Consider the following 11,809-nt stretch of genomic DNA (forward strand, 5'->3'; position numbering starts at 1 on the left):
AATGGGCCGCTGAAAATTGAGAATAAAGAGATTGCATGGCTGATTTCCTGCTCGAGATAGGCACTGAAGAGATTCCCGCCCGCATGATCGATTCGGCCCGCGAAGAACTCGCGAAGCGGGTCAGCGATCTCGTCCAGCGCGAACGCCTCGCCGAAGGGGTGCACGTGGAGTCCTATTCCACGCCGCGACGCCTCGCCGTGGTTGCGAAATCGCTCCGTACTTCCCAGCCCGACGTCGAAGAACAGCTCATGGGGCCCTCGACGAAGGTCGCCTACAAAGACGGTGAACCGACGCCCGCCGCGCACGCCTTCGCCAAGAAAGCCGGTGTGGACCTCAATGCCATCGAGAAAGTTTCAACCCCGAAAGGCGAATACATCGCCGCAACCGTTGCCAGGAAGGGCCGCTCTGCTTCCGAAATCCTGAGCGAGTTGCTGCCAAAAGAAATCAACGGCGTCTACTGGGCGAAAAGCATGTACTGGCGTCCCGGCAAGACTTCGGAGCGTTTTGTGCGCCCGGTACGCTGGATGGTCGCGCTACTCGACAACGACGTTGTTCCCCTCGAGTTCGACGGCGTTACCGCAGGCAATCGCAGCCGCGGACACCGCATCCTCTCGCACGGCGTGGTCACACTTCCCGATCCCAGTCACTATCGCGACACGCTCGCCGCAGCCGCGGTCGTGGTCGATCGCAAAGACCGTGAATACAAGATCCGCAAAGCGCTCGATGCCGCCACCCGCACCATCACGGGCGCGCGCTGGCGCGAAGATAAAGACCTGCTCGACACCGTGGTGAACCTCACCGAGTCGCCATCGGCGCTACTCGGCAGCTTCGACCCCGAATATCTCTCGCTTCCGGAAGAAGTGCTGGTCACCGTGATGCGCGATCACCAGAAGTACTTCGCTGTCGAAGACGCCGGCGGCAAACTCGCGCCGCACTTCCTCGCCGTGCTCAACACCAACGGCGATCCCGACGGCCTAATCCGCCACGGCAACGAGCGCGTGCTGCGCGCCCGCTTCAACGACGCGCGCTTCTTCTGGAACACCGACCAGAAACTCGACCTCCGCCAGCGCGTGGAACTGCTCAAGTCGGTCACCTTCCAGAAAGACCTCGGGAGCTACTACGACAAGACCTGCCGCTTCCAGAAACTCGCGAGCCTGATCGCGGAAGTCGCGATGCAGGCCGGTATCACCGTTCGCGCCGGTGTGGTGCACAAAGCGGCGCTGCTCTCCAAGACCGACCTCACTACCGAACTAGTGAAGGAATTCACTGAACTTCAGGGTGTCGTCGGCGGCCTCTACGCAAAGGCGCAGGGCGAGCGTCTCGACTGCAACCAGGAAGTCGCCAACGCCATCGGCGACGTCGTGTACGACCACTACAAACCCGTGTCCATGGACGACAGTGTTCCGCGCAGCATCGAAGGCGCGATCGTCGCCGTCGCCGACAAAGCCGACACCATCGCCGGCATGTTCGCCCTCGGCCTGATCCCCAGCGGCTCCAAAGATCCCTTTGCGCTGCGTCGCGCCGCGAACGGCGTCGTCAAGATCATCGCCGAGCACAAGCTGCCGATAAGCCTACGGACCACGTTCGACGACGCGCGCACCGAGTACAAGGGAAGCGAAGCTGAACTGCGATTCGCCGCCGACGACAAGTGCACCGAAAACATCGCGGCCTTTATGCGCGAGCGCCTCGACTTCTACCTTCGCGAGGTGAAGGGCTTCCATTACGACGTAGTCAACGCCGTGCTCGCCTCCAACGCCGACGATGTCGTCGACGCCATTGCGCGCGCTGAAGCGGTTACCGCAGTCCGCGGATCGGAAGACTTCATCGCCGTCTCCGCTGCGTTCAAGCGCATGAAGAACATCCTGAAGCAGGCGGAGGAGAAGAAAGTTCATCCGCTTATGAACCTTGGCGAAGACGTGGCCAGCGTTCGTTTCAAGATGGAAGAGTACGAAAAGCGCGCCGAGCATCCCGAAGAGGCTGCCCTCATCCGCGCCTTCATGGATGTTTCGCCGCGCGTCCAGGCGGCTGTGCAATTGAAAAGTTACCAGGAAGCAGTTTCGCTGGTTGCAGGGCTGCGTAAGCCAGTCGACGCGTTCTTTGACAAAGTCATGGTCATGGTCGACGACGAACAGAAGCGTACCGCGCGTCTGCTGCTGCTGCTGGCGATTGTCTCGCAATTTGAAATCATCGCTGACTTCAGCGAGATCGTAACCGAAAGAACTTAGGTTCTTATTACCGCTGTTCAAGGACTAATAAATGGCAACAACTCTAGAACCAATCGAGGCCAGTATGGCGACTCCAGAAACATCTGTGAAATACGTTTACTCCTTCGGCGGCGGTAAGGCCGAGGGCAACGGCAAAATGAAAGATGTACTCGGCGGCAAAGGTGCAGGTCTCGCCGAGATGACCAACGTTGGCCTGCCCGTCCCCCCGGGATTCACCATCCAGACCGAAGCTTGCCGTGAGTACATGAAGGGTGGCAAGACCTCCACCGCAGTCCAGAAGGAAATGCTCGCAGCCCTCAAGCAGCTCGAAGAGTTGCGCGGCAAAAAGCTCGGTGCCCCCAGCGATCCGCTGCTCGTCTCCGTCCGTTCCGGCGCCAAGTTCTCCATGCCCGGCATGATGGACACCATCCTCAACCTCGGCCTCAACGACCAGTCCGTTAAAGGCCTGGCCGAGCGCAGCCACAACGAGCGCTTCGCCTACGACAGCTATCGCCGCCTCATCCAGATGTTCGGCAACGTCGTGCTCGATATCGAGAAGTCCGAGTTCGAAGAAGTGTTCGACGGCAAGAAGCACCAGCGCAAAGTGAAGCTCGACACCGACCTCACCGCGAAGGACCTCCAGGAAGTTATCGAGGGCTACAAGAAGCTCGTGAAGAAGCACACCAAGCGCGACTTTCCGCAAGATGCCGTCGAACAACTCTCCATGGCGCGTGACGCCGTGTTTAGAAGCTGGAACAACGATCGCGCCAAGCACTATCGCCGCATGAACAACATTGACGACGCCATTGGCACCGCCGTGAACGTCCAGTCCATGGTGTTCGGCAACCTCGGCGACACCAGCGGCACGGGCGTGGGCTTCACCCGCAACCCAGCCACCGGCGCCAAGGAGTTCTACGGCGAGTTCCTCATGAACGCGCAGGGCGAAGACGTCGTCTCCGGTATCCGTACCCCGGTGCCGATCATCGGCCTGCAGGAAATCATGCCGCACGTGTACGAACAGCTTCGCGCAATCACCACGAAGATGGAGAATCACTACCGCGACATGCAGGACTTCGAGTTCACCATCGAAGACGGCCAGCTCTTCATGTTGCAGACTCGCAACGGCAAGCGCACCGGCCGCGCCGCAGTCCGCGTCGCCATCCAGATGGTGGAAGAAGGCCTGATCTCGAAGGAAGACGCCGTAATGCGCGTCGAAGCCATCCAGCTCAACGACTTCCTCGTCCCCTCGCTCGAAGAGAAGGGTGTGAAGATCGAAGTCCTGTCTAAGGGCCTGCCGGCATCGCCGGGCGCGGCCGTCGGACAGATCGTTTTCAGCGCCGACGAAGCCGTTGCCAAGGTCCAGAAGGACAAGGCTGCGCAAGTCATCCTCGTTCGTGGCGAAACCACGCCGGAAGACATTCACGGCATGGAAGTCGCGGCGGGCATTCTCACCTCACGCGGCGGCATGACCAGCCACGCGGCGGTTGTCACCCGCGGCATGGGCAAGTGCTGCGTTGCCGGCGCCGGTGAAATCGAAGTCGACGAGAAGAAGCGCGAAATGCGCGTCAAGGGCAAGGTGCTCAAGGCCGGCGACTGGATTTCGCTCGACGGCATCAGCGGCCGCGTCATCAACGGCAAGCTGAACACCAACCCCGCTCGCACCGACGATCCCGAGCTGATGAAGTTCATGAGCTGGGCCGAACCGTTCCGCAAGATGGGTGTTCGCGCCAACGCCGACATTCCTCGCGACGCGAAGCAGGCTGCGGCGTTCGGCGCCGAGGGCATCGGGCTCTGCCGTACCGAGCACATGTTCTTCGCCGAAGACCGCATTGGCCACATGCGCGAAATGATTCTCGCCGACAACGAAAAGGACCGCCGCGCGGCGCTGAAGAAGCTCCTGCCCATGCAGCGCTCCGACTTCGCCGGCCTGTTCACCGCGCTCGACGGCTACCCAATCACCATCCGTACCATCGACCCGCCGCTGCATGAGTTCCTGCCCAAGCGCGAAGACCTTATGGTCCAGATCGCTCAGCTGGAAATCACCAAGCCCAAGTCGCCGAAGCTCAAGGAACTGCGCCACCTGCTCTCGCGTGTCGAGCAGTTGCACGAGCAGAACCCGATGCTCGGTCACCGTGGCTGCCGTCTCGGCATCACCTACCCGGAGATCACCGAGATGCAGGCGCGCGCCATCTTCGAGGCGGCCGTGCAGGTCACCAAGAAGGGCATCAAGGCGAAGCCCGAGGTCATGATCCCGCTCACGACGAGCCTGAAGGAAATGAAGAACCAGGCAGACATCGTGCGCCGTGTGGCCGCGGAAGTCTTCGAGGAAAAGGGTGTGAAGGTCGAGTACATGGTTGGCACCATGATCGAGCTGCCACGCGCTGCCGTGGTTGCCGATGAGATCGCCAAGGAAGCTGAGTTCTTCAGCTTCGGCACCAACGATCTCACCCAGACCACCTTCGGCTTCTCCCGCGACGACGTAGGCAAGATCCTCCCGACCTACTTCGAACTGGGCATCCTCAAGCAGGATCCATTCGCCCAGCTCGACCAGGAAGGCGTCGGTCAGCTGGTAAAGATGGCCTGCGAAAAGGGACGCAGCACCCGCCCGAAACTGAAGCTGGGCATCTGCGGCGAGCACGGCGGCGATCCGTCGTCCGTCGAGTTCTGCGCCAGGGTGGGCCTGAACTACGTTTCCTGCAGCCCGTTCCGCGTACTGATCGCTCGCCTAGCCGCCGCGCAAGCCGGCCTGGCCGAGAAGACCGGCAGCGCCGAAGCCGGCCGCAGCAAGTAACAACACCGCGGGTGCCCCCTTCCCGAAGGGAGGGTGGGCGCCCCGAAACATCAAAGGCACGGCTCCGGCCGTGCTTTTGTTTGCGGCGATAAAATTTAGTTTTTTGGAATGAGGCCGCCGGTGGGAATGGCTAGAGTCGGAGTTCGGCCCGAGCGATTCGCGCCATGTCAGCTACCTGATACATGTGTCTGAGCACGATCCCATGCTCATCGAAATGCCTCTTGGCGAATTCCAGGTTCTTATTATCTGGAGCCAGAGAGTCGTCGATTACCGCGGTCAAATGACCGAATGCATTTTCCTTCTTGCTCATCCCCTCCCGGATCTCCGGCCATGCATATCCGAGCGTCCGCGCCCCATCGATACTATTTCTCAAACTGACTGCCTGAATTAAGCGGAAGACTCGTCGAGACGTCGAAGGAATGCCGTCAAGATCAATCGCTGCATCAGAATCAACTTCGTACTTGTAGTGGATTGGGGAAGGATCGGCGCTATCCACGTACTTAGCAATCTTGAAATTCCGGGTCACAAGTGTTTTGTCAATCCCGTAGTAATCGAATGCCTTGTCGATACTGCGTTTGATGAGGTTTACACCGGTGCGTTCCCGATCAGGCAAGGCCGCGGGGATTTTAAAGTAGCTGGTCGATAGAGTCTTAGAAGCTGCTTTCGCATCTTCCGCCATCAGCCCCTTAACTTCCGAGATTCGAATCGAGTTCGAGAAAGAATCTTCGATCACGTGACGAAGCCATTCGCTTTCGGCCATTACCACGCCACCGCTGGAGCAAATCTTGGCCGCGGAGTTGAATTGCGCAAGAACGCTGTTCTTGAATTCGTAGAAATAGTCCAATTCGGAAGCAGGATCGAGTAACCGAACAAGGCGCCAGTCCGAGGTGAGAACCACGTCGAAAAACGGGGCACCGTCGGAGTCGAGTCCGGTCAGGATAAAGCCAAAAACTACGGCGACCTCCTGCTCCGGATGCGGCACAAACCGCAATACGTAATAGTCAAAGAGTCGAAGAGTTTCTCTTTCCGCCATCAGTTCACCTTCTCCGACCAGTTCACGAAAGGTTTGCGGGACGAGGTTGCGAACGACCAGATGAGTTCTTCCACGCGCGAGCGCCGCTGGATCAGGCAATCGACTAAACGTGCGAGATCGTCCCAGTCACCGCACCACTCCGGAGGAATGCTTTCGGCCAGTTCGCGAATGGAGTCTTCGTCGAAGTTCTGAATATTTTCCAGCCAAGGGTGAAAGCTCTTCCAACCGGTCACGCCCGCATAGACTTCATTGCGTCCGTAAACACCGCGCAGCGGAGAATCGGGGAACGACCATTCGCCGGCATTGAAGCAGTATCCCTGATCAATGAACGTCGCAGTGAACTTGCGCTCGCGGCCCTTTTTCCAGAACGCAGCCTGACGGCCGTTGGCGTTGCAGGTCCATTTGTCGAGAGCCAGCATCCCGGCGAACTGGTTGAGGTTCTTCACGCGATCGAGCATCGTCTCGGGAAGATAATCGTAGACCAGCCCTTCGTGCGGCGGGCACACATATCGTGATCCGAATTGCATCCCGGCGCACACGGGTATGGTCTTTCCCGGCAGCTCCAAGCGTAACTCAGACGTGTGCTTGATGAGCCACTCGTCGACCTGGACAATCTCCGTTTTAGGTACGTCGAGCCCAACGCGCTCGGCCAACCGTGTGGCGAGAAGATCGTTGGCGAGGACGCGCAGATGCTGCGGGTTGTTCTGGAACTTGACGACGTAAAGACCGCCGTCGGAGCAGCGCATGAGGTGGGCCTGGGCACCGCCGCGCATGCGTTTTACGTGTTGTACAGCCTGTAACAACGGGGTCTCTCGACCCTTATCGTAGCGAGACATCGGTGGGAATCGATGTGCGCTGCGTCACAAAGGCCGGGAGATTCTAAGGCACTTCTTTCATTACCAAAGAACACATATCTTCTCTGGATTATCGCTAAGCCTTTCGGAACTTGTCGGAAAACGAGCTGCTTCGTAATCTCACGGTACTAAGTACACGACAGAGCGAACTCGCAAGTTGAAGTTTGCCGTACCAGAGGCGAAGTTCCCATGAAGACTGCCATTTTGGCAACCGTCCTATCCCTGATGCTGATCGCAAGTTGCATCTCCTCCTCCGCACAAACCAAAAAGACTTTTTCCAACATCCAGAACATGACCGCCTGGACCTCCTGCGACGTTTGCTCGGGTTCCGGCGGCAACGGCAACACCGCTGTCCATTGGCAAGCCCAGTTCCAGAGCACTCCATCCATGAGCGGTTCTTCCTCGCAGTTCTACTTCGGTGGGGTACAGGCGTATACCTCGGCGCTCTGGTGGGAGCAGCTTGGATCCAACCCGCAGTACAGCCACTTCAATTACGATTTGCAGTTCTATGTAACGGATATCACCGCGCCGCAGGCGCTCGAGTTCGATGTCAATCAGTCGCTCAACGGCAAGAAGTACGTCTTCGGCACCGAGTGCGACCTGCGTGGCACCTACAAGGGCTACTGGCGGGTATGGGATGCCACTCTGCATTGGCAGAACACCGGCATCGCGTGTACCGGTATCACCGCCAATGCCTGGCACCACCTGGTATGGGAATTTGAACGCACCACCGACGGCCACACGCACTTCATCGCCGTTACCGTGGATGGAGTTCGCCGCGTGGTCAACCGCTACTACAATCCGTTGAATTCCACGGCGAAAGAATTGAACGTCGCGTTCCAGACGGATGGCAACAAGTACCCGAATACCTATTCGGTTTGGCTCGACAAAGTCTCACTGATCGCCTGGTAGTGGCACCAACCCCCTGTAAACAATAAAGCCCGGTCCCCGCCGGGCTTTTGTTATTCCTAGAAGTTTCGGTTGCCCACCTGCCACTCCGGAGTACAATCTCGGCACACTTGTGGGAGATGGCATATGAAATTGGTCCTCGCAACCCTGCTGCTGGGTGGTTTGGCCTTTGCTCAAGCCGCCAACGATAACTCCGATTCCGTCGTCGCTGCCGCGAAGAAAGCGCGCGAAACAAAAACCGCGACCGCTAAAAAGGTCTATACCGACGACGACATGCCGAGCAGTGGCGGAGCCGTTAGCACGGTCGGAAACCCCGATGCTCCGACGACGACGAACACTTACAACCCTTCCAACGATCCCGTTCGTGACCAGAAGGCCCTCGACGCCGAATGGCGCCAGCGCATCCGCCAGCAGAAGGACCGCGTCAGTTCGCTTGAGCAGCAATTGAGGGTAGCGGACGAGAACGTGTCGCGCTCATCGCACTACTACACGGTGAACACCAACCCGAACTACGCTCACTTCAAACAGCAGGCCGACAACCTGCGCGAGCAACTTGCGAACGCCAAAAGGGACTTAACCGACCTTCAGGACGAGGCGCACAAGGCTGGGGCAAATAAGGCATACGACTAAAGAGTCGGCACGGATTACAATCGGAATATCGTTAATCTAGCGGGTTCCGGAGGAATCGTGCCGCAAACTCCGCGCCCTTCCCGGCGCGTTTTCGTTGTCCTCGGTGTTGTCGTCCTTCTCGGCGTCCTCTACCTGCAGTTGGGCCTTTCTGCTAACGCAAACTCCATCACCTGGGACGAAGACGACCACATCTTCGCCGGCTACATGATGTGGAAGACCGGCGACTTCGGGTTGAATCCCGAGCACCCGCCGCTGGTAAAGCTCGTCGCAACCCTGCCGATGCTTACGATGCATCTGAACCAGCCTCCCCTGCAGCAGCGGTCGTTCAAGATCGAAGCCTACCTCGACGGTCGCGACATGCTCTTCAAGAGCGGCAACGATGCCAACGCGATCCTGCTGCGCGTACGACTGGCAGCCGCACTCTTCACGGTTCTTTTGGGACTGCTGGTCTTTCTGGTCGGGCAAGAGATGTTCGGCACCGTTGCGGGCTTCATTGGACTGGCCTTGCTAGTGTTCGATCCCAATATCCTCGCCCACGGCATGGAGGTCGCCACCGATACCGGCATTTCCTGTTTCATGCTGGCCACGGTGTACGCGTTCTATCGCTATAACAAAAAGCCGACGATTGGCAGACTGCTGCTGGTTGGGCTCGCCCTCGGTTGTACGCTGGGCGTGAAGCATACCGGCATCCTCGTTCCGCCGATGGTTATCCTGCTCGCAGCCGTGGAACTGTTCTTAGGCCCCCGCGCGGAAGAAGGGGGTGTCGACCACGCCGAGACTCGCAGCCACATGGCGAAGCGCCTGGCGGTTGCCGTGCTCGCGATCTTCGCGATCACCATCTTCGTTGTGTGGGCGATGTACGGCTTCCGCTACGCGGCCCGCCCCGACGGCATGGTGCTGAATCCCTCGCTGAATGAGGCCATTGCGAACATCTCGCGGCCGCACGAACAGTGGGGCATGCGCATGATCGCGCACTACAAGCTACTACCCGAGTCCTACATCGCCGGCGTTACCGACATCCGTAATATGTCCGACTTCTACACCAGTTACGTGCTCGGCAAGAGTTATAGGCACGGCGTCTGGTTCTACTTTCCGTTCGCGTTCGTCATCAAGTCCACTCTCGCGCTGCTCGCGCTGTGCGTGATCGCATTATTCGCAATCGCCACGAGAAAACTGAAGCACGGCCGTGAACTGCTCTTCCTCGCAGTACCTGCCGGGTTCTACCTGTTCATTGCGATGTTCTCGCGCATGAATATCGGGGTGCGTCACATCCTGCCGGTATATGCGTTTCTTTTCGTAATGATTGGGGGCGCCTGTGCGGCGCTCATCCAGCGCAATCGCATTTGGGTTTATGTTGTCAGTTTCCTGCTCGCCTATCAGGCTTTCGTCGAGGTCCGCATCTACCCCGCGTACATGGCCTACGCCAACGAATTATGGGGAGGTCCGACCCAGACATGGAAACTGCTTGCCGATTCCAACGTCGATTGGGCACAACAACTGAAGCGCACGAAGAAGTACATCGACCAGAACAACATCAAAGATTGCTGGATGATCTACTTCGCCTATCCGGTAGTCGATTACCACGACTACGGCATCCCATGCCGTCCGCTGCCGACCATGGACCAGATGTGGATTGGCGACGAACTGGAGGTGCCCACGGAAATCGATGGCCCACTGTTCTTAAGCGCCGGAGACCTCACCGGCTTTGAGTTCGGCGAAGGCCATATGAATCCCTACGAGCAGTTCAAGAGTATGAAGCCTGTGGCGAATATCGACTACGGCATCTATGTATACGAGGGCCATTTCAACATCGCGCAGGCCGCGGCCGTCAGCCATAACTTCAAAGCCGGGCATCGGCTGGAAGCCAGGCAATATGATGCGGCACTCGCGGAAGCGCAGCAGGCGGTACAACTCGATCCGCAGATGGCGGCCGCGCATTTGAGCGTTGCCCACGCCCTCGACGGGCTCGGTCGCAAGGACGAAGCAAAAGCCGAATATCAGAAGGCACTGGAGTTGGCGCAGACCATTCAGCCGACGTTCCAGGAAGGCACCGCCAACGCCGCTAAGGAGAAGCTCGCAAGTTTGAAATGAGGATTAGCGCGCAGAGCTGAGGGCATGGGGAACGGCAGCGAAGAAGTGCTCCGCTGCCGTCATCGCCCGCATGTCGTTTCGGATGTCGCCGGGCTTGGAACCGCTGCCGATGAGTTCGCCGCCCCATTTCATATCCATGTACTCGGCGCTGCGGCGTAGCGTATGGATCAACAATTCCGCGCCTTTGGGGTCGTTGTCCGACTGTACGCAAACCCCCCATAGCGTCTTGCCAGCCATGTTCTTCCGGAACTGCGCGCCGGGCACACGCATCCAGTCGCTCCAGTGGTCTAAGTAGAGCTTGGCGCTTGCCGGCATGCTGTACCAGTAGAGCGGAGTGACAAAAACGATATCGGTTGCCGCTAGCGTTTCATCGAGGAAACGCTTCTCGTTGCCTTCCGGTATCGGCCACGGCGTGTTCTTCTCAGTGTGGTGCCGGATGTCTTCGAAGCGGTCGAGCGGAAACTCGTCGAGGTGTAGCCACTGCTGCGGGACCTCGGCTGGCAAGAAAGATGCGGCATGGCGAGCCAGCGTTTCGGTGTTCCCCTCACGCCGGCCGCTCGCCACGAGGAAAAGTATCCGCCGCGTGCTCATTGTGCCGTTTGCAGTTTCGCGATCAGCTTCTGCGCCAAGTTCTCTTCAGACTCCGACCACAGCAGCCGTCCGCTAAGCGCAGTGTTCTGCTCCAGCTTTTGTGAATAATCAATCAGTTTCGCAACATTGAATTTCACCCGGTCCGCCATGAACGGCGTCAGGTCCAGCTCGTCATGCAGAAACGGAGTGTCCAATCCGAAGTCGATCTCGAGGTGTCCGCGGTCGGTGTAGATGCCTTCCTCGAACTGCTTGCCATGCAGCACAAATCGCACCGCGATGGGTCGCTGCGTCCACGGTTCCGCGGGGTCTTCCTGCGGCGCCCAGAGGTCCCAGAAGGCCTCGAAGACAAAAGCGTAATCGTCGTGCAGGAAGTCCTGCATCAGGTCCACGGCCTCTTCCGGCGAGATGCCCTGGTCGAAACGGCGCTCCAGCACCGTTGGTTCGGTCCACGCAATCGGGTGCACGGACAAATAAGTAATTCCCGGCCGCACCGGGGAGAACGGGAACTCGCGCATGACCGCCGCGCTCCGCGTCATCATCTCCTCAGGACTAAAGCTCGGGAACCACAGGCTCAAATAAAGTGGGTCAGCCATATCACTATTCTAGATGAGTTCGGCCGGCGTATGGATTCCGAGGCCATTCGGGTGCCCCATGTCGCGCGATTTTCGAGACATGGGAAAACGACAAGGCCAACCCCATCGAAGTA

At 58.7% G+C, this 11,809-nt stretch carries 9 protein-coding genes; 5 read left to right on the top strand and 4 right to left on the bottom strand.

Annotated features, from left to right (window positions below; all coding sequences use genetic code 11):
* Nucleotides 1-35 precede the first annotated feature (35 nt).
* Both glyS and ppdK read left to right on the top strand, forming a co-directional pair.
* A complete protein-coding gene (gene glyS, locus ACID345_RS06145; RefSeq protein ID WP_011522000.1) occupies nt 36-2,225 on the top strand; it encodes a glycine--tRNA ligase subunit beta in 2,190 nt (729 codons plus the stop codon).
* A gap of 64 nt (nt 2,226-2,289) precedes the next feature.
* The gene (ppdK, locus tag ACID345_RS06150; protein ID WP_041855493.1) at nt 2,290-4,995 is read left to right on the top strand and encodes a pyruvate, phosphate dikinase; all 2,706 of its coding nucleotides are present in this window, start codon (nt 2,290-2,292) and stop codon (nt 4,993-4,995) included.
* A gap of 130 nt (nt 4,996-5,125) precedes the next feature.
* Here the strand turns inward: ppdK and ACID345_RS06155 are convergent, their stop codons facing one another.
* Both ACID345_RS06155 and ACID345_RS06160 read right to left on the bottom strand, forming a co-directional pair.
* Complete coding sequence (locus tag ACID345_RS06155) at nt 5,126-6,028, bottom strand: DUF3037 domain-containing protein (protein WP_011522002.1); 903 nt, start codon at nt 6,026-6,028, stop codon at nt 5,126-5,128.
* Complete coding sequence (locus tag ACID345_RS06160; RefSeq protein ID WP_011522003.1) at nt 6,028-6,864, bottom strand: HipA family kinase; 837 nt, start codon at nt 6,862-6,864, stop codon at nt 6,028-6,030. The genes ACID345_RS06155 and ACID345_RS06160 overlap by 1 nt, the downstream gene beginning before the upstream one ends.
* A 207-nt stretch (nt 6,865-7,071) precedes the next feature.
* Here ACID345_RS06160 and ACID345_RS06165 point away from each other — a divergent pair, with 207 nt between their 5' ends.
* From ACID345_RS06165 to ACID345_RS06175, 3 genes are all read left to right on the top strand, one after another.
* The gene (locus tag ACID345_RS06165; protein WP_011522004.1) at nt 7,072-7,794 is read left to right on the top strand and encodes a hypothetical protein; all 723 of its coding nucleotides are present in this window, start codon (nt 7,072-7,074) and stop codon (nt 7,792-7,794) included.
* Between the two features lie 123 nt (nt 7,795-7,917).
* Entirely contained in the window at nt 7,918-8,421 is a 504-nt protein-coding gene (locus ACID345_RS06170) for a hypothetical protein (protein WP_011522005.1), read from the top strand.
* Nucleotides 8,422-8,478: 57 nt separating this feature from the next.
* A complete protein-coding gene (locus tag ACID345_RS06175) occupies nt 8,479-10,512 on the top strand; it encodes a glycosyltransferase family 39 protein (protein WP_011522006.1) in 2,034 nt (677 codons plus the stop codon).
* A gap of 3 nt (nt 10,513-10,515) precedes the next feature.
* Here the strand turns inward: ACID345_RS06175 and ACID345_RS06180 are convergent, their stop codons facing one another.
* Nucleotides 10,516-11,103, bottom strand: a complete 588-nt coding sequence (locus ACID345_RS06180) for a flavodoxin family protein (protein WP_011522007.1) — start codon at nt 11,101-11,103, stop codon at nt 10,516-10,518.
* Nucleotides 11,100-11,696 (bottom strand): hypothetical protein, encoded by a 597-nt coding sequence (locus ACID345_RS06185; protein ID WP_011522008.1) that lies wholly within the window; start codon nt 11,694-11,696, stop codon nt 11,100-11,102. The genes ACID345_RS06180 and ACID345_RS06185 overlap by 4 nt, the downstream gene beginning before the upstream one ends.
* Between the last annotated feature and the right edge of the window lie 113 nt (nt 11,697-11,809).

Source organism: Candidatus Koribacter versatilis Ellin345 (assembly GCF_000014005.1).
Taxonomy (GTDB): domain Bacteria; phylum Acidobacteriota; class Terriglobia; order Terriglobales; family Acidobacteriaceae; genus Korobacter; species Korobacter versatilis_A.

Bases quoted from the DNA above. Each gene is read 5' to 3' on its own strand.
- glyS (WP_011522000.1), top strand. From the start codon at position 36: ATGGCTGATTTCCTGCTCGAGATAGGCACTGAAGAGATTCCCGCCCGC.
- ppdK (WP_041855493.1), top strand. From the start codon at position 2,290: ATGGCGACTCCAGAAACATCTGTGAAATACGTTTACTCCTTCGGCGGC.
- ACID345_RS06155 (WP_011522002.1), bottom strand. From the start codon at position 6,028: ATGGCGGAAAGAGAAACTCTTCGACTCTTTGACTATTACGTATTGCGG.
- ACID345_RS06160 (WP_011522003.1), bottom strand. From the start codon at position 6,864: ATGTCTCGCTACGATAAGGGTCGAGAGACCCCGTTGTTACAGGCTGTA.
- ACID345_RS06165 (WP_011522004.1), top strand. From the start codon at position 7,072: ATGAAGACTGCCATTTTGGCAACCGTCCTATCCCTGATGCTGATCGCA.
- ACID345_RS06170 (WP_011522005.1), top strand. From the start codon at position 7,918: ATGAAATTGGTCCTCGCAACCCTGCTGCTGGGTGGTTTGGCCTTTGCT.
- ACID345_RS06180 (WP_011522007.1), bottom strand. From the start codon at position 11,103: ATGAGCACGCGGCGGATACTTTTCCTCGTGGCGAGCGGCCGGCGTGAG.
- ACID345_RS06185 (WP_011522008.1), bottom strand. From the start codon at position 11,696: ATGGCTGACCCACTTTATTTGAGCCTGTGGTTCCCGAGCTTTAGTCCT.